We start from the raw sequence: 22743 nt of genomic DNA, 5'->3' as shown, positions 1-22743 counted from the left end.
GACACGGCGCTGGTACGGAACCTGCCTACGGTATGGCGAATTCCAGGGGGAATGACCATGTCACATACACGGACCACCGGCGGCTTCACGCTGATCGAACTGATGATCGTGGTGGCGATCATCGCCATACTCGCGGCCATCGCCACGCCGCTCTACCAGACCTACGTGGCGCGCGCCCAGGCCACTGCCGGCCTCAGCGATATCACGCCGGGGCGCACCGCCTACGAGACGCTGGTGAACCAGGGCGTGGTCAGCGGCGGCGTCTATGCCAATGCGGGCAACCTTGGCCTGCCCGCCGTCACGCCGAACTGCACCATCTCGGCCACCGCACCCGCCGGTGGCGACAGCAGGATCCGCTGCACGCTCATGGGCGCAACGGCCGTTCGCAACAAGTATATCGACCTGGTCCGCGACAGCAGCGGCAGCTGGCGTTGCGTTTCCGACCTGAAACCCAGCTACATGCCCCGCAGCTGCAGCCCGGGCTGAGCCAGGCGCGGGCAGGGAGTGACCCGTAGCGTCACTCCCTGCCCTGCAAGGTCAGCACGCGCAGGCACTACGCGACGCGCGCCACAGTACAACGATCTAATCCGGAATCACGACTTGCGAACGCACTGAGAAGCTCTGCACAATCCCGTCGCCTGTCCACATGCAGGCGACGTTCGAAAGCCGGCATGGCATGCAATCTGCAGCCAACCGCAACGAGCTTCCTGGTCGTTCCCGACGACGCATGGCAGGGGCCGGTTTCCATCAAGGGGTATGGAGCCGGGGCTCAGGGGGCATCAAAGGTCAGTCCATCCACGAGGAACCACCATGAAGAGCATGCAGAAAGGCTTCACCCTGATCGAACTGATGATCGTGGTCGCGATCATCGCCATCCTGGCGGCCATCGCCATTCCGCAGTACCAGACCTATGTGATCCGGTCGCAGGTGACCCGTGCCATGGGCGAAGCAAGCGACATGAAGGTCGCAGTTGAGGACTGCCTCAACAATGGCGCAGTCCAGTTTGCAACTGGCACCAATTGCGTTGACACCAGCGGCTCATCTGACATCCTGAGCCCGGCCCACCCGCAATGGACTGGCGGCACCGCGGCCGTGATCACTGCTACGCTGGGCGGCCACGCCAACACTAAGGTTGCTGGTGGCACTGTCAAGTGGACCCGCAACGGCAGCGGCTCGTGGACCTGCCAGACCGCCGGCAACATTACCCCGCAGTACGCGCCGTCCAGCTGCCCGAACTGATAGCTACGCAGCGCAGTACATCGTTTCGTGCAAGGGCCGCCGGTTGGCGGCCCTTGTCATATGGATACACAAAACTGCCAAAGCCCAGATGACCACCATGCCAAGCCGATCTGCCCGTCAGTTGCTTCTCCCTCTCGGCGTCTTGCTGATCGTCGCTATGGCTTTCTGGCCTGCTCTCTACGGCGGCCTCATTTTCGACGACTACCCGATCTTCGCCGAGAACCCGGCCATTCACGTCACTGGCTGGCATTGGGCGGAATGGCATCGCGTGTGGACGTGGTCGCGCATCAACATCGAGCGCCCGCTGGCGATGTTCTCTTACGCGCTGAACTATGCGCTGGGGGGCAGCACCTTCGGCTTCAAGCTGTTCAATCTTGTCATCCATCTATGCAACACCGTGCTGGCATGGCTGCTGGCAAGGCGACTGCTGGGCGCCGTCTGGCCGGCAGGCAACAGCGCTGGCGGCGATGCACGTCGGCGCCAGCTCGGCTGGTGGGCGCTGGGCATCGCCGCGGCTTGGGCCGCCCACCCACTGCATGTCTCGACGGTGATGTACGTGGTACAGCGCATGGAGCTGCTTGGGTTCACCTTTACCCTGCTCGCGCTCCTGGCCTACTGGCGCGCGCGTCGGCTGCAACAGGCCGGGCGGCGCGGCTGGCCATGGCTGCTGCTGTGCGGCGGCCTGGTCGTTGTTGGCTATGGCGCCAAGGAAACCGTCGTACTGGTGCCGGGCTACGCCCTGCTGCTGGAACTGACCGTCCTGCGCTTTGACGCAGCCTCGGCCGTCACGATGCGCCGCTGGCGCTGGTTCTATGCCGCGGGCTGCGTTGCCGCGGTGGGCGTGTTCCTGTTCTACCTGCTGCCTCACTACGCCACGGCAGGCGCCTACGCGGGCCGGGATTTCACCGCCTGGCAACGCGAGCTGACCCAGTTGCGGGTGCTGCCGTACTACCTGGGCCTGATCGTGTGGCCGGCCCCCAGCCACATGGTGTTCTACTACGACGATTACCTGGCCTCCACCGGCTGGCTGCATCCCGCCACCACGCTGTATGGCGGCCTGTTCCTGCTGGCCCTGCTTGGCCTCGCCGTCGCCATGCGCAAGCGCCGCCCGCTGCTGGCGCTGGGCATTGGCTGGTTCTTCATGGCGCATGCGCTGACCAGCGCGCCTATCGGCCTGGAACTGGTGTTCGAGCATCGCAACTATCCGGCCCTGTTCGGCGTGGTGCTGGCGCTGGCCGATATCGTGTACTGGCTCGCGCAACGCAGCTGCTCGCGCGTACCGGTGTTGCTCGCGTGCGTACTTATCCTCAACCTCGGCCTCCTCACTGCGCTGCGCGCCGCCACGTGGGGCGACAAGCTGCTCCTAGCCACCACCCTGGCGGATCTCAACCCTCATTCGGCCCGCGCCGCGCAAGACCTGGCCCGCAGCTACATGGCCATGTCCGGCGGCAACCCCGACTCACCGCTGTATTCGCTCAGCATCCAGCAACTGGAACGCGCCACCACTCTGCGCACGGACTCGCCGCTGGCCGAGGAGGCGCTGTTGCTGCAAGCGTCCAAGAATCCCCGCCTGCCGACCCAGCCCGCATGGGACAGCTTCAAGCACAAGCTGCGCAACCGCCCGCTGATTCCCGACACCTATCTCGCCCTCAACAAGCTGTTGACGGAGCGCGCAGGCGGCAACACCGGCATCGACGCCAAGCAACTGGCCGACGCCTATGCCATCGCCGTCGATCGCACCCCTCTTCGCGAAAGCCTGCACGCCGAATATGCCGAACTGGCTGGTGCCGTGTTGCACGACACGCCGCTGGCGATCGCGCAGTGGCAGCAGACGCTCGCGCTCGACGGGGATCTGTCGCATTACGCGCCGCGGCTGGCCGGCTACCTGGTCGAACAAGGCCGTCGGCAAGAAGCCTTGGCCGTGATTGCCAAGGCGCAGCTGCTGCAGCCAGGCTTGCGCGACAGCGCCAAGTTACATGCGCTGCAAACCCTGGCCGAGCAGCCAGCCGCACATTCGCCTATCCCGGGGCCCTGAGAGCGCGCCGCCTGCGCACGGGGATGGCCTTGCAGGTGATCCCGCCGTGGCGCCACGTCGCGGGTCGCTAAGATATATGGCCGTGCAGCCGGACATCCCCGAGCAATGAACCATCGACGCCCCGCCATATGGTTGCCACTGGTCGCCTTGCTGGTCGCTGCGGCGCTCTATTGGCCAGGCCTTTCCGGCAGCTGGCTGTTCGACGACTACCCCAACATCGTGGACAACCCTGGCGTGCAGCCGCATGCGGCCAGTGTGCCCGCCTTGGTGCGGGCCGCGTTGTCCTCGCCGGCCAGCGAATTCAAGCGGCCGCTCGCTTCGCTGAGTTTTGCCGCGAACTATCTGGTCGGTGGACTCGATCCCTGGGGCTGGAAGCTGGCAAACCTGCTTGTTCACCTGCTGAACGGCCTGCTGGTGTACCTGCTGGCAGCCGGAATCCTGCGCGCGCTCTCCCCGGGCGACGCAGCCGCCAAGGACGAACCGAAGAGGCAGACACATATCGTCGCCACCCTGATTGCCGCAGCATGGATGCTCTTGCCGATCAACCTCACCGCCGTGCTCTACGTGGTTCAGCGCGAAGAAAGCATGGCGAACCTGTTCGTGCTGATGGGTCTGATCGGTTATACGGCCGGACGGCGACGCATGCTGCAGCAATCCTCGGCCGACCAGGCATGGTCAAAGCGGGGTGGCTTTTGGCTCTGCGCAGCGAGCCTCACCCTGCCGACGGCCGTCGGCCTGCTCGCGAAGGAAACGGCGGTGATGCTGCCGCTTTACGCGTTCCTTATCGAGTGGATCGTGTTCCGGTTCCGCGCGCCAGCTGGCACTGGTCCATGGCGCCTGTATGCGCTGTACGCCATCGTGCTGGTGCTGCCCGCAATCGCGGGCCTGGCCTGGCAGTTGCCGATAGTATTCAACCCGTCCAGCTGGGCCACGCGCGACTTCACCCTGGGCCAACGCCTGCTCAGCGAGGCGCGCATCGTCTGCGACTACATCGCATGGACACTGCTGCCCACCCCGCATGCGCTGTCGTTCTACCACGACCAGTTCCGCGTCTCGACTGGCCTTTTCAGGCCATGGACCACACTGGCCGGTCTGCTTGCATTGGCATGCCTCGCCGCCTCGGTGATCTGGCTGCGCAAGCGGCAACCGCTGGCATCGCTGGGCATCGCCCTATTCCTCGGCTGCCAGCTGCTGACCGGCACCTTCTTGCCACTGGAGCTGGTGTACGAACACCGCAACTACTTCGCCAGCTTCGGCGTATTGCTGACGGTGGTGCCGTGGTTAGCGGCGGCTCCGCTGGGGTCCGTGACGCTTCCCATACCCCAGCCCCGCTGGTCGCTTCTACGGCGTACGCTGCTGGCCTGCCTCCTGCTGTGGTGGGGCGGACTGACCGCGATCACTGCCTACGCCTGGGGTGATCCGCTCCGGCTGGCCCAGGAGCTGGCTGCCCGCGCCCCCGACTCGCCCCGTGCCCAATACGAACTGGGCCGCACCTACATCGTCTACTCGCATTACGACCTGGCCTCGCCGTACACGCAGCTGGCCTATGCACCGCTGGAGAGGGCCGCCAGCTTCCCCGAGTCGTCGATCCTTCCGCAGCAGGCGCTGATCTTCATGAACTCCCGCATGGGCCTGCCGCTCAAGGCACAATGGTGGGATAGCATGATCGCCAAGCTCAGGGCGCGAAAACCCGGTGTGCAAGACGAGAGCTCGCTGGCCGCATTGACGCAGTGCGCCCGGGATCGGGCCTGTCCGTTGCCCACCGACCGAATGGTGCAGGCCTTTGAGGCGGCGCTGGATCATGCGGACCCCAGCGCGCGCCTCCAGGCCACCTATGGCGACTACGCCTGGAACGTACTTGGCAACCATGCGCTTGGGCTGCGCATGATCGAAGGCGCGGTGAAAACTGCACCGAACGAACCCGCCTATCGCATCACACAGATTCGAATGCTGGCCGCCGAAGGCCGCTGGGATGAAGCCAGGGAAGCTCTGACAAAACTCAAATCGCTCAACATCGGCGGGCGTCTGAACGATACGATTGACGACCTCAACCGCCTGCTCTCAGTCCATTGAGTCCCCCATGCCTCCAAACGCCACGAAGCGCGCACTAATCACCGGAATCACAGGGCAAGATGGAGCCTACCTGGCGGAGTTCCTGTTGGAAAAGGGCTATGAGGTACACGGCATCAAGCGCCGCGCCTCGTCATTCAACACCGACCGCATCGATCACCTTTACCAGGATCCGCACGACTCCGACCGCAGGTTCATCCTGCACTACGGCGACTTGACCGACGCCACGAACCTTATCCGTATTATCCAGCAGGTGCAGCCCGACGAAATCTACAACCTGGGCGCACAGAGTCACGTGATGGTGTCCTTCGAGACGCCCGAGTACACGGCCAACGCCGATGCACTTGGCACGCTGAGACTGCTGGAAGCCATCCGCATCCTCGGCCTCGGCAACAAGACCCGCCTCTATCAGGCGTCCACCTCCGAACTCTTCGGAAAGGTCAAAGAGATCCCCCAGTCGGAATCCACGCCTTTTCACCCCCGGTCGCCCTACGGAGTGGCCAAGCTCTACGCCTACTGGATCGCAGTCAACTATCGGGAGTCCTACGGGATCTACGCATGCAACGGCATTCTTTTCAATCATGAGTCACCGCTACGCGGCGAGACGTTCGTGACTCGAAAGATCACCCGCGGCCTAGCACGCATCCATCAGGGGCTCCAGGATCGCCTCTACCTTGGCAATCTGGATGCAAGACGTGACTGGGGCCACGCCCGCGACTACGTGGAAGCACAATGGCTCATGCTGCAACAACCTGAGCCCGAGGATTTCGTCATCGCCACCGGCATTCAGCACTCGGTACGGGAGTTTGTGTCCAAGGCGGCCTCCAAACTAGGTGTGAAACTGGATTGGCAGGGAGAGGGTGGCGAGGAGAGGGGTATTGTCACCGCCTCGCCAGAAGAATCTGCCATGCGCCCGGGCCAGTGCGTAGTCGCCATCGACCCTCGCTATTTTCGCCCTGCCGAAGTGGACACCTTGCTCGGCGACCCTTCCAAGGCCCGTGAAAAATTGGGCTGGTCGGCGCGTACTTCATTCGATCAATTGGTGACTGAGATGATGAAGCAGGATCTGGAGGAAGCTGCACGCGATGCTTACGTGCGTTCCGGTGGCTTCCGTACCTTGCGGCATCACGAGTAACATCATGAAACTCGGTGCAAGAATCTATGTAGCAGGCCACCGAGGGATGGTCGGATCGGCGCTAGTGCGCCGCTTGCAAGCGTTTAGCGCGGAGAAGCTGCTGGTCAGGACCCGTGACGAGCTGGATTTGACGGATCAGCACGCAGTCGAGGATTTCTTCAGCCAGGAGCGGCCCGAGTATGTATTCCTGGCCGCGGCGAAGGTCGGGGGTATCCATGCGAATAGCACCTATCCTGCGGACTTCATCTGGCAGAACCTCGCGATCCAGACCAACGTGATTCATTCAGCGTGGCGACATGGCTGCCGCAAGCTGCTGTTCCTGGGATCGTCGTGCATATATCCAAGAGACTGCCCCCAGCCTATCAAGGAAGGCTATCTCTTGACTGGCCCATTGGAGCCCACCAACGAAGCGTACGCGATTGCCAAGATCGCCGGCCTCAAAATGTGCCAAGCCTATCGTGCCCAGTATGGCTTCCCAGTGATCTGCGCCATGCCGACCAATCTGTATGGCCCGGGCGACAACTATCATCCGGAAAACAGTCACGTAGTGGCCGCGTTGATTCGTCGGTTCCACCAGGCCAAAGAGGAAAAAGCCGAGCAGGTGACCATCTGGGGGTCGGGCAAGCCGTTGCGGGAGTTCCTGCATGTCGACGACCTGGCCGATGCGTGCCTGACGCTTATGCGGACTCCGGATGCGCCAGAAGTAGTCAACATCGGCTCTGGCCAGGAGGTCAGTATCGACGGACTTGCAAGGCTCATCGCGGAGCTGACCGGCTACGAGGGTCGCATCGCCTTCGACCCGTCGAAACCAGACGGCACGCCCCGCAAGCGCCTGGATACCACGCTGATGGACTCCCTCCACTGGCGCGCGGCCACATCGTTGCGGGACGGCCTGCAAAGGGTGATCAGCACGTTCGCTGCGCAGCACTAAGCGATGTCGCTCGCTACACGGCTTAGCAGATTTGGTGTACTGGTCGGTAACCGCGGACAAGCGGTTCTCCGGGCCGGCGCATGGTCCATGGTGGCCAAAGCATGCGCCGCGGCAAACTTGTTCATCGCTGTCCCTTTTGTGCTCAACGCACTCGGGACGCTGCAATTCGGCGCATGGGCGACTCTGGTATCGCTGGTTGCCTTTTCGGGCTTTCTGGATTTCGGGCTTGGCAATGGCACGATGAACTTGGTTGCCGCGGCCCATGGACGAGATAACCAGCTGGAAGTGAAGGCGGTTATCTCACAAGGACAGCGAACGCTCACCAAGGTCGCGATATACCTTGCAGTGGTGGTGGCCCTCGTTTTTCCGCTCGTTCCATGGCATGACTTGGTGGGCCTGCCGGCATCGATGTCCGGCCAAAGCCGACTTGCAGCAGGAATTGTCCTTATATCGATCATCCTGGCCGTGCCACTCAACCTGGCGAGCCGAGTGCAATTGGGTCTAGGCCGCGGAGACCGGGCCTTTCGCTGGCAAGCCCTTGGACAACTGCTCGCGCTCGGCCTGGTCATCGGCCTGGCTGAACTGCACGCCTCTCTCGCCAGCCTCACGGCAGCTGCGATCTCCGCCCCGCTGGTCGGGGCGGTGGCCAATACCCTTCAGCTGCACCGCGACATGGCAGCCATTCGCAGCCCTCGGATGGATGAGCGGCGGGACTTGGCCCATACGATCCGACGTGAAGGCCTGCTGTTCTTCGTGCTGCAGTTGGCTGCGGCCCTTGCGTACGCCGGCGATCTGCCCTTGATATCGTTGCTACGTGGAGCCGAGGAGGCTGGGAGGTATGCCATCGTCCAGCGCCTGTTTGGGGTAATTCCTATGGGCCTCAGTCTGGTCTGGGTACCCCTTTGGCCCATCTACCGGCAGGCGCTCGCGGCGAGAAGCGTCGACTGGGTGCGCAGTACGCTACGCCGATCGGCACTTGCAGCCACCGGAATAGCTGCCTGTCTGGGGCTCGTGTTCGCCCTAGGCTTCCAGGCCATTATCGGCTTGTGGGTGCATCGTCCGCTCAGCGCTGACGTGCTGATACTCTCGGGCTTTGCCATCTGGGTGACCATCGACGCGCTTGGAACGGCGCTCGCCACATTCTTCAACGCAGCCAGCCTGATGCGGTTTCAAGTGACGATTGCATTGATGTTCGGCGTCCTGTGCATCGGCTTGAAGGCGCTCGTACTGACAATGTACGGCGCCAATCTGCTCCCATGGGCCACCGTGTTGGTCTACACCACCGTCAGCCTGTTTCCCACGTTGTTCCTTTTGCGCCGGCTAGTCCATACGGCGCTGCATAAGGCCTACTGAGATCCGGAACCCGTCGATGCACCAGATATCGGTTTACCAGCCTGACCTCTCCGACAAGGAGCGGGAGTACGTCCTGGAATGCATGGACAGCACCTGGATCTCATCCAAGGGCAAGTTCATCGGGCGTTTTGAGAGCGGTTTCGCCGACTTTGTTGGCGCTCCCCATGCCGCCAGCGTCTGCAACGGGACCGTTGCTCTTCATCTCGCCCTGCTGGTGCTGGGCATTGGCGCGGGCGACGAAGTGATCGTTCCGTCACTTACGTATATTGCCTCGGTCAACGCCATCCGCTACGTGGGCGCAACCCCGGTGTTTGCCGATTCCTTGCCGGACACGTGGCAAGTCGACCCCTTGGATGTGGAGCGCCGCATAACCCCTCGCACCAAAGCTGTTCTGGCGGTCCACCTCTATGGCGGCGCAAGCGACACGATTGCGCTCTCCAACTTGTGTGCGCACCACAATCTGCGATTGATCGAAGATTGCGCTGAGGCCATTGGAACACGCCTGAATGGAAGGCACGTGGGGACATTCGGCCATATCGCCACCTTCAGCTTCTTCGGCAACAAGACCATCACCACTGGCGAGGGCGGCATGGTGGTCAGCAGAGACGCAGCCATGGACAAGGAAGTGCGTCACCTGCGCGGCCAGGGACTCGCCGACGATCGCGAGTACTGGCACGACGTCATCGGCTACAACTACCGCATGACCAATATCTGCGCCGCGATCGGGACAGCGCAGCTCGAGCGAGTGGACGACATCCTGCGGCAGAAGACGCTGCTGGCGCAGCGCTATCGCGAAGCCTTGGCCGAAACGCCGATCGCTTTTCAGACTCCGACCGCCGGTGAGTTGCCGTCATATTGGATGGTTACGATTCTTACCCCGACAGCGGCAGACCGAAACGCGCTTCGCGACTCGCTAAAGATTGCCGGGATAGAAACCCGGCCCGCTTTCCACCCGGCACACACCATGCCCATGTATCTGCATGGACATGACCGCCTCCCGGTTGCGGAAGACATTGCCGCCCGTGGAATCAACCTACCTAGCTGGCACCAACTTCCGGACCCGGATCTCGAGCGAATCGTTAGCATCATCCGGTCGTTTCATTGGAGCACGCCGTGAACATCATTTTTGGTGCGGGCGGAGTCGCCAGCGAGTTGGACTGGCTGCTTGCGGAAGGCGCGGCGGGAACCACGGCGGCAGCTGACGCATTCTGCGTTCCCGACACATATATCGCGCCGGAAAACACATTTTGCGGCAAGCCAATTATTCGCGAATCCGAGCTGGATACATTCCTGGACCATCGAGAGTTCGATGCGTACATCGCAATTGGCACACCCATCATCAAGCGCAAGGTCGTCTCCTGGCTGGAGAGATATTTCTCTTGCCGTTTTCCAAACGTCATCCACCCTTCCGTAACAATGGACAGTCGTAAGGGAAAAGTTACCCTTGGCAAGGGAATTTTGATCTATCCCGGGGCCACCTTGACCACGTCTGTGGAAATCGGGAGTTTCGTTCATGTGAACCCCGGTTCCACAATCGGACATCACGCAAAAATTGGTTGCTACAGCACACTTTGTCCCGGATCGAATATCTCGGGCAGTGTATCCATCGGGAAAGACTGCTTTGTTGGAGCGGGCGCGGTAATCCGCGACGGGATACACATAACGGACGCCTGCGTTGTTGGTGCAGGGGCTGTCGTGGCTGCCAATATCGACCAATCTGGTACATGGGTCGGCGTGCCCGCACGCAGAATGGACTAGTTGAGGATGCGCATCCTATTCCCACTACATGGCTTCATCGGCTGGAATGGAGGCATTGATCTTGTGCGCCTCCTTACGGCGGCAATGGCCACTCAGCTTGGGCCAGATGTGGAGTTGCACTTCGCATTGCCTAACTCAACCCTTAAGCGTGGCTGGCTGCTCTCTGCACTCAGGCGGTGGCGGCGACTCCGAGCCGGAGTTTCTACCCGATCGGAGCAAGACACAGGAAGTGCAAGCGCCCTCCGTCGGTTGGCCTGCGAACTAATTGGAGGTCATCCCACTATTTCATGTGATCAAGGTGCAGCAGGCATTCTGGACGCTGCCGCTCGAATTCGTGCAGATATTATCTTTCCGACCATGTTCCCGCTGGGGCCATCGGGACCGCCTCGCGTGGGTTATCTGTTCGACTTCCAACATCGCCGGCTTCCGCACCTTTTCCCACCACGAACCATACGCAACCGGAATAAGCAATTCGCGCGGATCGTAGAGGACGCCGATGCGATCGTCGTGAATTCGCGTACTGTTGCAACGGAGGCGGCACAGTTTCTCGGCGTGACATCGGAACATCTGCTGGTCCTGCCGTTCACTCCCTATGCGCAACCGTGGTGGTTCGAGTCGCCCGTCGATGAAGTTTTGACGCGGCACTCCATCTCCTCTCCATACTTTCTAATATGCAATCACTTTTGGGCCCACAAAGACCACGCCACCGCACTTCGCGCGTTTTCTCTTCTTCTGAAGAGTCATGGAGGCGCTGCTATTGAAATGGTATTGACCGGCGATCCGGTCGATCACCGTGATCCATGTCATTACGCAAACCTGATTGCGCTTACTCGCGAGCTTGGCATCGAAGATCGAATTCATTCGCTCGGATTGATTCCAAAACGCGACCAAATAGCGCTGATGAGAGGATGCCAAGCACTTATACAGCCGACCCTTTTTGAGGGTGGGCCTGGTGGCGGTTCAGTCTACGAAGCAGTTGGTCTTGGAATCCCGGTCATCGTGTCTGATATCCCCATAAATCGTGAAATTGATATTGGCCGCGTCGCATTTTTCCGGGCCGGAGACCCACATTCCCTCGCTGAGCAAATGGCCCACGCCATCAATCCGACTTCGGCGATGGAAACATCAAGCGAGCTCCTGAAGGCTTCAGATCAGCGACTTGCCAAGCTGGGCGCACATATAATCAACCACCTCGCTCACCTTGCTGTTTGACTTATGGAACAACCACGACTGTCCATCATCATTGCCACCTACAATGCCGCCTCTACACTCGAAGCATGTCTTGCGTCCGTCATGGCGCAAGAATTCGATGCCTGGGAGCTGCTCATTGCCGATGGAGGCTCCACGGATGGCACCCTTGAACTGATTGAACGTTACTCTCCGACCTTGTCGTGGTGGCAAAGCAAGACCGATGCAGGCATCTACGACGCCTGGAACCAGGCACTGGCACATGCCAACGGTGAGTATGTTGCGTTCCTTGGAGCAGATGACGCTTGGCATACCCCATCGACGCTGCGCGAAATATTCAACACCGTCGGCCACAGGCAATACGACCTGATCACTGGTCGAGGCGTACTGCGCGACAGGCGCGGGCGCGGCCATGAGTTCGGGAATCCATGGAATTACTCCAAGGTTGCCAGGAGAATGACCATTTGCCATCCGGGCGCCTTGCACCGGCGCGAGCTCTTCGAACGCCATGGCTTGTTCGACATCCGTTACCGCATCAGCGCCGATTACGACTTTCTGCTACGGCTTCCCCCCGGCATACGGAGCCTCCATGTTCCGTACCCGCTAGTCGACATCGCGGACGGCGGCATCAGCAGAAGGCGCCGCCTGGCCATGCTGGGGGAGCGCTATCACATCCAGGCTCGGTGTCCGAGAATCGGCGCGACTCGGGCCGCGCTCAACTTGCTGGACAAGCTCTGGCGCATCCCCGTAGCCAAGGTGTTGGGCATACCCAACTGAGTCCAATCCATGGCTGAAATCCGAAGAATCTGCGTCGTGACCCCCGTCTTCCGCGACGCGCCGCGGGCGATTGCGCTCGTCCGCGCACTCGCGCGTCAAGACCCGCCTCCGGATACCACCGTCCGAATCGTCTTGGTCGACGATGGCTCCGGGGACGGAACTGCGGAGAAGATCGATCAAGCACTGATCGGCTTTGCCGACGCCAAGCTGTTGCGCTTGCGGGTCAACCAAGGGCGATCCATTGCCCGCAATGCGGGCGCCTTTGCCTGCGAGGGAGATCTACTGCTCTTCATCGACTGCGATTGCCTTCCCGCAGATTCCCATTTGCTCGCATCTCACCTAAAGGTCATGCGCCCAGGCGTTGCGGCAAGCGTGGGCCCGGTGACAGGGAACGATGACGGCTTTTGGCATCGGTATCAATGCGAAGCCTCCGCGCGGCGCGCCCGCTGGTACGCCAAGAACGCCTTCTACACGGGCTCCAGCCAGAACATGATGGTTCGACGAGACGCCTTCATGGCATGCGGCGGCTTCGACCCCGTGTTCAGGTCTTACGGCTTCGAGGATCGCGACCTGCTTCTTCGACTAGCCTCCGAGGGCCGTGTCACGTGGGCCGCAGGAGCTTTCGTGAAACACACCGACACGCTCGACGCACGGGTAGTTTCGTGCAAGATGGTGGAGGCTGGCGGTGAAGGGGCCAGGATATTTTCCGCGCGATATCCCGACGCCTATCGTCTGTTGGGCTACGGGATATTGGATGTGCGTAAACATCGCTGGCTCGTGCCCATCGCGGCCGTGGGTCACCGCGTGCTGAGTCGGGTCGCCAATTCGGTGGACCGATTTGTTCGCGCAAGAGGATTGCCCTACCTGCTCAAGAAGTGGCTCGTCAAGTCACTCGCTGGCCTGAGCTATCTGGTCGGCACGTACGAGAAGCGTCGTTAGCCGTAATGTCTTTGCGCACTATGTAAATCAGAGTCGGGAACACTCTTCGAAGCAGATCGAAGGACCAATCCGGAAACCACCGAAACAGCAGCCGATAAGGCAATGCACCCGGATTCTCCAACTGGTAAGTCAACTTCAGCCCTGCTCCAGTTTTCTGCTGAAAACGGAATCCCGCTTTGGTGAGCATGGCTTCGAGAGCCGGCACGGTCAGCGGACGGCAATCGTAATGACTTCCTTTGCCGACCGCACGAACGTAGAGGTCGGCCACCCAGGAGGGGAACCAGCTCAGGAATGGGAGTCGATAATGGGGCTCGACCAGCATCCAACGGCAAGGAACGGCCAGGTAGCCGACGCCACCAGGATGCAGTACACGGTAGATTTCGGCTAGGTGCCCTGCCTGCGCGGCAGCATCGCCGACATGCTCGATGACGTGGTTGCTGATGACGACATCAAAACTCGCATCGTCGAATGGCAACTCCACACTATGCACCTGTCGATAACTGTAGCCTTCATGCACAAGGCGATTGTCAGAGACATCAACGGCAGTCACATCGCAGTGCAGCTGCGGATGGGTACCGAAGTAGTGGGCGATGCCACCGGCGCCAGTGCCGATTTCCAGCATGCGCAGGGGTGGCTGGCGGCTGGCCAGATTCAGCAGACGCTCGATCTTCAACGCTTTCCGGTTGCGTGAGGCGAGGTCAAGCACGGCGTGGGGCAGGCGTTGTGGCTGCGGTGTAGTCATGGCCGGCTGGGCCTGCTTGGGTATGCCGGCATCATGGAACGAAGATGTTGCCAAAGCTGAACACCGAACTCCGACCAGGCAAATCGACGCGCAAACTCGATACACGATTGCCTCATGCTTTCCTGTCCAGCCAAGGCAGCGATAATCGCATCAGACAACGCCGTATAGTCTCCGGGCGACACAAGATGCCCGGAATGCCCCTCATCCACCGCATCAAGGATGCCGCCGGTGGCAAAGGCCACAGTTGGCAAGCCGTGGGCTGCAGCTTCCACAGCTACCATGCCGAAACCTTCAGGGTCGCCTGGTATATTGCGCACCGGAAAGACATGCACGTCGGATGCACGGTAGATTGCACCAAGTTCGGCATAATCGGTGATGACGCCAAGGAACTTCAGGTGCTCACCAACGCCCGCCTTGTCGGCCGCGGCGCGAATGGATTCGGGTGTTTGCGCTTCGGCGTACAGGGCTTGCCTGGGTGCATCGCCGACGACGAGCAGCATGGCGTCCGGCCTCGCCTCCACAATGCGCGGCAAGGCGTAACTGACAAACTCTCGCAACCCTTTCCGGGTGGACAGGCGGCCGACCGACAACAGCAAGGCGCGATCGCCGAGGCGGTGCGCCTGGCGAAACGGCGTCGCACAGCCAAGCTCGATCGAGCCTGACGCAAGAACATCGCTCCCCGGCTCTCGACGAGATGATGACTTCGGCTTGTGCTCAACCGAGCAGGCGACCTCCGCAGGCAAATCGACGCCGGGATGCACCGTAACGGTACGTGCGGGGTCGATGCCGACGCCATGACAAAGCTCGGCTGTGGCACGACTGTTGGTAATGACGCGATCCATGTTGCGGATCGTGCGCAACCAAACGGCGCCGTAGATGAGATGTTTCACCGCCACGTCGAGACCATGCACGTATACACATGTTTTCGCTCCGCACAACCGAGCAGCGGACCGTGCAATGGGTGCGGTGAGGCCACTGCCAGCAAGCACGATATCGGGCTTCCACAGCCGCGCTTCGCGGCGCGCCATGGCCCGTGCCTGCAGCAGAAATTTCCATAGTGGCCGCAGCCGCACCTCACGCACGGCAACGGCTGCAGGAGCCATTACGGCGGAACCTGACGGGCCAACAACGCGCACGTCGGCCACCTTGGCCAGCTCATCCGCCATATGCCAATTGAGCCGCTCCATCCCGCCGACCAGCGGCGGCAGGTTGCGTGTCACCAGCAGGATGCGTGGACGCTTCGCTTCAGGCATCGCGCCGATACGTCAAGGCCGTGATCTGTTCCGACACCAGCCCGATCAAAAACACGATGACCGCTGCGCTCCACAGCAAGGTGCTGCCGTTGGTGAGGCGTCCATCGTGCATGAACGTCCACGCATAGTTCAGGCAACCCAGCAGGAAGAACACCGCGCTTGCCGGCACGAACAGCTTCAACGGCGAGTACAGCGTGGCGATCTTGAAGATGATCAGCAGGAAGCGGATGCCGTCCTTGAGCGGCCTGATGTGGCTCTTGCCCACGCGTTGCGCGGCCTTGATCGGCACATAGGCCACCGGATAGGCGCTGCGGAAGAACGCCATGGTGCTGGTGGTGGGGTAGCTGAAGCCGTTCGGCAGCAGGTAGAGGAATTCGCGGAACTTGTCCGCGCGCACGGCGCGGAAGCCGGAAGTCAGGTCGGCCACCTGGTGTCCGGTCATGCGGGTGGCCAGCCAGTTGTACATCGTGTTGGCGACGCCGCGCCCCACGCCGGCCTGGCTGTCCCAGTCGCGTGCGCCGACCACCAGGTCGTGGCCTTCTTCGAGCTTGGCCAGCAGCCGTGCCACATCGGCCGGGTCGTGCTGGCCGTCGCCGTCCATGAATACCAGCACCTCGCCCGAGGCAGCACGCGCGCCCCGCTTGATCGAAGCGCCGTTGCCCATGGAGTACGGCGAGCTGAGGCAACGGACGCCGACCTCGGTGCAGATCCGCCGGGTGTCATCGGTGGAGCCGTCGTCCACCACGATGATTTCGGCCTCCGGCTGGGCGGCCCGCAGTCGCGGCAGCAGGTCGGCAAGCGCGGGGGCTTCGTTCTTGGCAGGCAGGATGATGCTGAGACGGTTCAACGGTGGGCTCCCCGGACTGCGACGAATCATAACGTGAAGCAAGCGTCACGACCGCCGATCAGGTCGCCGTGCATGGATGACCTGCCAGGCGGAGTGGGGTAGATTCGGGGCCAGAAGGTTTCGGGGGCCGCCAGTTCATGTCATCCGCAATGCAAACGTCACTTACCGGACTGACCGGCCTCGCGCGCAGGCTGGTGGCCGAAGGGTTGCTGCCGGAAGCCGATGCGCGCCGCGCGGTACTGGAAAGCGGCCAGCAGCGCGTCACCCTGACCTCGTGGCTGCTGGACCAGAACCTGGTCGACGGCGTGCGCCTGCTGCGCCTGTCCTCGCTGGAGTTCGGCATGCCGATGCTGGACGTGGCCGCGCTGAACCCTGCCCAGTTCCCGATCAACCTGATCAGCGAAGCCCTGCTGACCAAGCACCGCGCACTGCCGTTGTTCCGGCGCGGCAAGCGCCTGTTCGTGGGCATCGCCGACCCCATGCAGCTGGACGCGCTGGAGGAGATCAAGTTCCACTCCAATTGCATGGTGGAGCCGATCCTGGTCGAGCGCAGCCAGCTCAACCGCACGATCGACGCCGCACTCAGCAGCATGCACGACGTGATGCCCGACATGGGCGGCGACGAGCTGGAGGGGCTGGACACCGAGGGCGGCGAGATCGACGAGGGGCCCGGCGGCATCGATGCGACAGCCAACGACGATGCCCCGGTGGTCAAGTTCGTCAACAAGATCCTGGTCGATGCGATCCGGCGCGGCGCCTCCGACATCCACTTCGAGCCGTTCGAGAGCCAATACCGCGTACGCCTGCGCATGGACGGCATGCTGCGCGCGGTGGCCAGTCCGCCGCTGAAGCTGGCCAGCCGCATCGCCTCGCGCCTGAAGGTGATGGCGCAGCTGGACATCGCCGAGAAGCGCGTGCCGCAGGACGGCCGCATCAAGCTCAACCTCAGCAAGAACCGCGCGGTGGACTTCCGCGTCAGCACCCTGCCCACGCTGTTCGGCGAGAAGATCGTGCTGCGTATCCTGGACGGCTCGGCCGCGAAGATCGGCATCGAGAAGCTGGGCTACGAACCGGACCAGCAGAAACTCTACGTCGATGCCATCCACAAGCCCTACGGCATGGTGCTGGTCACCGGGCCCACCGGCTCGGGCAAGACGGTGTCGCTCTACACCGGCCTGAACATGCTGAACACCTCCGAGCGCAACATCTCCACGGTGGAAGATCCGGTGGAAATCCGCGTCGAGGGCATCAACCAGGTGCAGCAGAACGCCAAGCGCGGCATGACCTTCGCCAGCGCGCTGCGCTCCTTCCTGCGCCAGGATCCGGACGTGATCATGGTCGGCGAGATCCGCGACCTGGAAACCGCCGAGATCGCGATCAAGGCGGCGCAGACCGGCCACATGGTGCTCTCCACCCTGCACACCAACGACGCGGCGCAGACCGTCGCGCGCCTGATGAACATGGGCATCGCGCCGTACAACATCACCTCCTCGGTCACCCTGATCATCGCCCAGCGGCTGGCGCGCCGACTGCACAGCTGCAAGAAGCCGCAGAACCTGCCACCGCAGGTGCTGCTCGCCGCCGGCTTCAGCCAGCAGGACATCGACCAGGGCCTCACCATCTACGAGGCGGTGGGCTGCGACGAATGCAATGAGGGCTACAAGGGCCGCGTGGGCATCTACCAGGTGATGCCGATGCTGGAGGACATCCAGAAGATCATCCTGCAGGGCGGCAACGCGCTGCAGATCGCCGAGGCGGCCAAGGCCGCCGGCATCAACGACCTGCGCGCCTCGGCCCTGCTCAAGGTGAAGCAGGGTCTCACCAGCCTCACCGAGATCGACCGGGTGACCAAGGATTGACCGCCTGCACCCGATGGGTCGCAGGAGCGTGAGCCTTGCCACGAAGCTGCGGCAGCCGCCACGGTTTCACGGTAGGAAAATGACGTAAGCTTCGGTACCAGAACGGTTCCGCGGCCCGCTGGGTTCGCCGGAACGCACCACCAGGGGGACAGCGCATGGCCACGGTTTCCGCAACGGCAAAGAAGGACGCGCGCGCGCTCGGCGCCGAGCGCGCCGCGGTCAGCAAGCTCGCCGTCTACGAGTGGGTGGCGCTGGACAAGCGCGGCAAGCGCATGAAGGGCGACATGCCGGCGAAGAACGCCTCGCTGGTGAAGGCCGAGCTGCGCCGCCAGGGCATGAACCCGCAGACCGTGCGCGAGAAGGCCAAGCCGCTGTTCGGCTCCGCCGGCAGCTCGGTGAAGCCGCGCGACGTGGCGGTATTCAGCCGCCAGATCGCCACCATGATGAAGTCGGGCGTGCCCCTGGTGCAGTCCTTCGACATCATCGCCGACGGCCAGAAGAACGTCCGCTTCAAGAACATGCTGAACGACGTGAAGCAGGGGCTGGAGGGTGGCCAGGCGCTGCACGAGGCACTGGGCCGCCACCCGGTGCAGTTCGACGAGCTGTACCGCAACCTGGTGCGCGCCGGCGAGGCCTCCGGCGTGCTGGACACGGTGCTGGACACCGTGGCCACCTACAAGGAACGCACCGAGGCGCTGAAGAAGAAGATCAAGAAGGCGCTGTTCTACCCGATCATGGTGGTGTCGGTGGCCTTCCTGGTCAGCATGATCATGCTGCTGTTCGTGGTGCCGGTGTTCGCACAGACCTTCAAGGACGCCGGCGCCGCGCTGCCTGCCCCCACCCAGGTCGTGATCAGCGCCTCGGAATTCATGAAGAGCTGGTGGTGGCTGGTGCTGGCCATCATCATCGGCAGCGTGGTGGGCCTGGTGGCCGGCAAGCGCCGCTCGGTGAAATTCGCCCATTTCCTGGACCGCGTGACGCTGAAGCTGCCCGTGTTCGGCAAGATCATGCGCGAGTCGGCGATCGCCCGCTTCGCCCGCACGCTGGGCGTCACCTTCCACGCCGGCGTACCGCTGGTGGAGGCGCTGGACTCGGTCTCGGGCGCCACCGGCAGCATCGTCTACGGCGACGCCGTGAAGCAGATGCGCGACGACATCTCTGTCGGCCACCAGTTGCAGCTGGCGATGCGGCAGACCGGGCTGTTCCCGAACATGGTGGTGCAGATGACCGCGATCGGCGAGGAATCCGGCGCGCTCGACAGCATGCTGTTCAAGGTCGCCGAGTTCTACGAGGAAGAGGTCGAGAACGCGGTCGACACCCTCTCCACCCTGCTCGAACCCATGATCATGGTGATCCTCGGCGTGGTGGTGGGCGGCATGGTGGTTTCGCTGTACCTGCCGATCTTCAAGCTGGCCGGCACGGTCGGCTGATCGACCTCCGCAGGAGCGCACCCACGTGCGCGATTGCCCCACACTCCAGCCGAAGCGCAGAAGCTGGCGCGCGCACGGGTGCGCTCCTGCCGGCGAGCCCGTAAGCTTGAGCACACCGTAGCCATCGCCCGACACGCATGCCCGACTTGCCCCTGTCCGTCTGGATCGCCCTCGCCGCCGTACTCGGCCTGCTGGTCGGCAGCTTCCTCAACGTGGTGATCCTGCGCCTGCCCGAACGCATGGCCGCGGAGTGGCGCCGCGAGGCGCGCGATGTGCTGGAGCTGGGGGCCATCGACGAGGCCCTGCCGCCCGGCATCGTGCGCGAACGCTCGCATTGCCCGCACTGCAAGCACCCGCTATCGGCGGCGGACAACATCCCGCTGTTCGGCTGGCTGCTGCTCGGGGGGCGCTGCCGCTACTGCAAGGCGAAGATCTCGATCCAGTATCCGCTGGTGGAACTGCTCAGCTGCACACTCTCCGCCATCGTGGTGTGGAAGCTCGGCCCGACCTGGCCCGCGCTGGCCGGGCTCGTGTTCACCTGGACGCTGATCGCGCTGTCGGGCATCGACTTCCGTACCCAGCTGCTGCCCGACCAGCTCACCCTGCCGCTGCTGTGGCTGGGCCTGCTGCTGGCGCTCACGCCCGTGTTCGTCGCCGCACCGGCCGCCATCCTCGGCGCGGCGATCGGCTACCTCAGCCTGTGGAGCGTGTACTGGCTGTTCAAGCTGCTCACCGGCAAGGAAGGCATGGGCCACGGCGATTTCAAGCTGCTGGCCGCGCTGGGCGCATGGATGGGGCCGGTGGCGCTGCTGCCGGTCATCCTGCTCTCCTCGCTGATCGGCGCCATTGTCGGCGGCGGCCTGATCGCGCTGCGCCGGCACGACCGCGGCGTGCCGATGCCGTTCGGTCCGTTCATCGCAATGGCGGGCTGGGTGTGGTTCATCGCCGGCGACACCCTGCTGCACACCTACCTGCAGCTGACCGGGCTGCGATGAATGCGGCGGGGCATAGCTACGTCGTCGCCCTGACCGGTGGCGTCGCCGCCGGCAAGAGCACGGTGACGCACCGCTTCGCCGCGCTGGGCGTACCGGTGCACGATGCCGACGTGGCTGCGCGCGAAGTGGTCGCGCCCGGCAGCGAAGGCCTGGCGGCCGTGATCGCCGCCTTCGGCGACGGGGTGCTGGATGCCGGGGGCCGGCTTGACCGCCGGGCGATGCGCCGCCGCGTGTTCGCCGATCCGACGGCGCGGCGGACGCTGGAAAGCATCATCCATCCCCGCGTGCGCCAGTGGCTGCACGAGCGCGCGCTGGCCGATACCGCGCCCTACTGCGTGCTGGCGATCCCGCTGCTGGCGGAGAACATCGACCACTACCGCTGGGTCGACCGCGTGTTGCTGGTGGATGCCCCGGCGGAACAGCAACTGGCCAGGCTGATCGCCCGCGACGGCATCGACGAGGCACTGGCCCGGCGCATGCTGGCGCAGCAGGCGCGCCGCGAGGAGCGGCTGACGCTGGCCCACGACGTGATCGACAACAGCGGCGACGAGGCCGCACTCGACGCGGCGGTGCTGGCCCTGCACCGTCGCTACCTGGCGCTGGCCGCCGGCCGTTGAACGCTCACTGGGTGCGGAAGCCCCTCGCGCCCGCCCCGGCCGGAGCCGTTGCACACCGGCGATGCGCCTACGACGCCGACCAGAAGCCGCGTATTCCGGCCACACCCTGCGCCCCCGCCGCACGCGCCTGCGCCAGCTGCGCCGGCGTCATGCCGCCCAACGCATACACCGGCATGGCGGCGGCTTCGGCCAAGGCCTGGAACGGCGCCCATCCCAGCGGCTGCGCCTGTGGATGGCTGGCGGTAGCCGCCACCGGCGACAGCGTGGCGAAATCCGCGCCCAGCCGCAGCGCCTGCGCCAGCTGCACGGCATCGTGGCAACTGGAGCCGACGACCTGTTGCAGCGGCAGCGGCCGCTCGCCGAGCCCGGCCAGCTGTGCGCCGGTCAGCTGCACGCCGATACCCAGCTCCCGCGCGCCCTCGACGTCCGCATTGAGCAGCAGTTGTGCGCCGCACTCGCGCGCCAGCGGCAACAGGCGCGCCGCCAGTTCACGCACGGCCTCGCGCGGCCACAGCGGCAGGCGCAGTTGCACCAGTCGCTCGCCGGCCTCGATGGCGCGGGCGATCCGGCCGAACCACGGCTCGCGTTCCGCCGGCAAGGCCTCGGCCGGCGTGATGAGGTAATGCGGCGGCAGGCGCAGCACCTGCAGGATGGCGCGGTCGGCCGGTGCCAGCGTGGCCGGGTCCGCCTGCGCCGGCACGCACCATTGCAGCCCCTGCCCTTCCAGCGGACGCGGCTCGCCGCGCCAGCGCGTCACGCACCAGGCATCCAGCAACAGCTCGCGCTCGTGGTAGCGCCAGGGCACGCGGATCAATGGTGCGGCCTCGACCAGCGCGATGCCCAGTTCCTCGTCCAGCTCACGCGCCAGCGCCGCCAGCGGCGCCTCGCCGGGTTCGCGCTTGCCGCCGGGAAACTCCCACAGTCCCGCCAGATGCTTGCCGGCGGGGCGCTCGGCCAGCAGCACGCGCCCCGCGCTGTCGTGCAGCGCGCCGGCCAGCACGTGCAGCGGACTGGCCACGGCGGTACGGTCAGCTGCCGCGGACGTACTCGACCATGTCGAAGTCGTAGGCGTGCTCGGCGTCTTTCTTGTGGTGCACGCGCGAGACTTCGGTCCATTCGCTGAAGTGCACGCCGGGGAAGAAGGTGTCGGCACCGTCGATCGCCGCACTGACCCAAGTGAGATACAACCGACGCGCCATCGGCAATGCCTCGCGGAACACCTGGCCGCCGCCGATCACCATCAGGCCGGTGTGGTCGCAGCGCGCCTGCGCCTCGTCGATCGAGCGCACCGTGATCTGGCCGGGGAACGGCGCCTCGTGCCGACGCGACAACACCAGGTTGGTGCGGTCGGGCAGCGCGCGGCCGATCGACACGGCGGTGTTGTAGCCCATCAGCACGTACTTGCCCAAAGTGAGCTGCTTGAACCAACGCAGGTCGTCCGGCAGGTGCCAAGGCAGCTGCCCCTTGCGGCCGATGGCGAAGTTCTCGTCGAGCGCGGCGATCAGCGAAATGGCCATCTTGGCTCCAGGCAGGAAGTCACGGGATCTAACGGCATATGCGACGGCGCGGCGCGGC

At 63.6% G+C, this 22743-nt stretch carries 21 protein-coding genes; 16 read left to right on the top strand and 5 right to left on the bottom strand.

All coding sequences use genetic code 11. The features are described from left to right. The first annotated feature begins 57 nt into the window (after positions 1 to 57). From ACQGNW_RS10720 to ACQGNW_RS10665, 12 genes are all read left to right on the top strand, one after another. Positions 58 to 486, top strand: a complete 429-nt coding sequence (locus tag ACQGNW_RS10720; protein ID WP_426663148.1) for a pilin — start codon at positions 58 to 60, stop codon at positions 484 to 486. A 324-nt stretch (positions 487 to 810) separates the two neighbouring features. After that, positions 811 to 1239, top strand: a complete 429-nt coding sequence (locus ACQGNW_RS10715; protein WP_426663147.1) for a pilin — start codon at positions 811 to 813, stop codon at positions 1237 to 1239. 157 nt (positions 1240 to 1396) lie between these two features. Continuing rightward, positions 1397 to 3274 carry a tetratricopeptide repeat protein gene (locus ACQGNW_RS10710; protein ID WP_426663146.1) on the top strand — a complete coding sequence of 626 codons (1878 nt, stop codon included), beginning with the start codon at positions 1397 to 1399 and terminating at the stop codon, positions 3272 to 3274. A gap of 105 nt (positions 3275 to 3379) precedes the next feature. Continuing rightward, positions 3380 to 5347 (top strand): tetratricopeptide repeat protein, encoded by a 1968-nt coding sequence (locus ACQGNW_RS10705; protein ID WP_426663145.1) that lies wholly within the window; start codon positions 3380 to 3382, stop codon positions 5345 to 5347. A gap of 7 nt (positions 5348 to 5354) precedes the next feature. After that, complete coding sequence (gene gmd, locus ACQGNW_RS10700) at positions 5355 to 6479, top strand: GDP-mannose 4,6-dehydratase (protein ID WP_426663144.1); 1125 nt, start codon at positions 5355 to 5357, stop codon at positions 6477 to 6479. Between the two features lie 4 nt (positions 6480 to 6483). Next, the gene (locus tag ACQGNW_RS10695) at positions 6484 to 7410 is read left to right on the top strand and encodes a GDP-L-fucose synthase family protein (RefSeq protein WP_426663143.1); all 927 of its coding nucleotides are present in this window, start codon (positions 6484 to 6486) and stop codon (positions 7408 to 7410) included. Positions 7411 to 7497: 87 nt separating this feature from the next. After that, entirely contained in the window at positions 7498 to 8763 is a 1266-nt protein-coding gene (locus tag ACQGNW_RS10690; RefSeq protein WP_426663142.1) for a lipopolysaccharide biosynthesis protein, read from the top strand. 16 nt (positions 8764 to 8779) lie between these two features. Next, positions 8780 to 9880, top strand: a complete 1101-nt coding sequence (locus ACQGNW_RS10685) for a DegT/DnrJ/EryC1/StrS family aminotransferase (protein WP_426663141.1) — start codon at positions 8780 to 8782, stop codon at positions 9878 to 9880. Then, positions 9877 to 10521: a NeuD/PglB/VioB family sugar acetyltransferase gene (locus ACQGNW_RS10680; protein WP_426663140.1), complete on the top strand. Its 645-nt coding sequence runs from the start codon at positions 9877 to 9879 to the stop codon at positions 10519 to 10521. Before ACQGNW_RS10685 ends, ACQGNW_RS10680 begins: the two co-directional genes overlap by 4 nt. A 390-nt stretch (positions 10522 to 10911) precedes the next feature. Then, the gene (locus ACQGNW_RS10675) at positions 10912 to 11733 is read left to right on the top strand and encodes a glycosyltransferase (RefSeq protein ID WP_426663139.1); all 822 of its coding nucleotides are present in this window, start codon (positions 10912 to 10914) and stop codon (positions 11731 to 11733) included. A gap of 3 nt (positions 11734 to 11736) precedes the next feature. Next, positions 11737 to 12486 carry a glycosyltransferase family 2 protein gene (locus tag ACQGNW_RS10670; protein ID WP_426663138.1) on the top strand — a complete coding sequence of 250 codons (750 nt, stop codon included), beginning with the start codon at positions 11737 to 11739 and terminating at the stop codon, positions 12484 to 12486. 36 nt (positions 12487 to 12522) lie between these two features. Continuing rightward, positions 12523 to 13425: a glycosyltransferase family 2 protein gene (locus ACQGNW_RS10665; RefSeq protein ID WP_426663137.1), complete on the top strand. Its 903-nt coding sequence runs from the start codon at positions 12523 to 12525 to the stop codon at positions 13423 to 13425. On the opposite strand, the gene ACQGNW_RS10660 is transcribed toward ACQGNW_RS10665, so the two are convergent. Genes ACQGNW_RS10660 through ACQGNW_RS10650 form a run of 3 tightly spaced genes read right to left on the bottom strand, consistent with a single transcriptional unit; the run spans position 13370 to position 16267 of the window. Next, positions 13370 to 14167, bottom strand: coding sequence for a class I SAM-dependent methyltransferase (locus ACQGNW_RS10660; RefSeq protein WP_426663136.1), 798 nt, complete (start codon positions 14165 to 14167; stop codon positions 13370 to 13372). The genes ACQGNW_RS10665 and ACQGNW_RS10660 overlap by 56 nt on opposite strands. Continuing rightward, positions 14164 to 15420, bottom strand: a complete 1257-nt coding sequence (locus ACQGNW_RS10655; protein ID WP_426663135.1) for a glycosyltransferase family 4 protein — start codon at positions 15418 to 15420, stop codon at positions 14164 to 14166. The genes ACQGNW_RS10660 and ACQGNW_RS10655 overlap by 4 nt, the downstream gene beginning before the upstream one ends. Beyond that, a complete protein-coding gene (locus ACQGNW_RS10650; protein ID WP_426663134.1) occupies positions 15413 to 16267 on the bottom strand; it encodes a glycosyltransferase family 2 protein in 855 nt (284 codons plus the stop codon). The genes ACQGNW_RS10655 and ACQGNW_RS10650 overlap by 8 nt, the downstream gene beginning before the upstream one ends. A gap of 137 nt (positions 16268 to 16404) precedes the next feature. Here ACQGNW_RS10650 and pilB point away from each other — a divergent pair, with 137 nt between their 5' ends. The 4 genes from pilB to coaE all read left to right on the top strand — a co-directional run bounded on the left by pilB (position 16405) and on the right by coaE (position 21168). Beyond that, complete coding sequence (gene pilB, locus ACQGNW_RS10645) at positions 16405 to 18126, top strand: type IV-A pilus assembly ATPase PilB (RefSeq protein ID WP_426663133.1); 1722 nt, start codon at positions 16405 to 16407, stop codon at positions 18124 to 18126. Positions 18127 to 18281: 155 nt separating this feature from the next. Further along, a complete protein-coding gene (locus ACQGNW_RS10640) occupies positions 18282 to 19556 on the top strand; it encodes a type II secretion system F family protein (RefSeq protein WP_426663132.1) in 1275 nt (424 codons plus the stop codon). A 137-nt stretch (positions 19557 to 19693) separates the two neighbouring features. After that, entirely contained in the window at positions 19694 to 20551 is an 858-nt protein-coding gene (locus tag ACQGNW_RS10635) for a prepilin peptidase (RefSeq protein WP_426663131.1), read from the top strand. Beyond that, entirely contained in the window at positions 20548 to 21168 is a 621-nt protein-coding gene (gene coaE / locus ACQGNW_RS10630) for a dephospho-CoA kinase (protein WP_426663130.1), read from the top strand. The genes ACQGNW_RS10635 and coaE overlap by 4 nt, the downstream gene beginning before the upstream one ends. A gap of 67 nt (positions 21169 to 21235) precedes the next feature. Here coaE and ACQGNW_RS10625 read toward each other — a convergent pair whose 3' ends face one another. After that, positions 21236 to 22186: a Nudix family hydrolase gene (locus ACQGNW_RS10625; RefSeq protein ID WP_426663129.1), complete on the bottom strand. Its 951-nt coding sequence runs from the start codon at positions 22184 to 22186 to the stop codon at positions 21236 to 21238. Between the two features lie 10 nt (positions 22187 to 22196). Continuing rightward, complete coding sequence (locus ACQGNW_RS10620) at positions 22197 to 22685, bottom strand: dihydrofolate reductase (protein ID WP_426663128.1); 489 nt, start codon at positions 22683 to 22685, stop codon at positions 22197 to 22199. Positions 22686 to 22743: the final 58 nt, after the last annotated feature.

Source organism: Rhodanobacter aciditrophus, from assembly GCF_050026795.1.
Classification (GTDB): domain Bacteria; phylum Pseudomonadota; class Gammaproteobacteria; order Xanthomonadales; family Rhodanobacteraceae; genus Rhodanobacter_A.
This window is presented reverse-complemented; position numbering and strand designations above follow the sequence as displayed.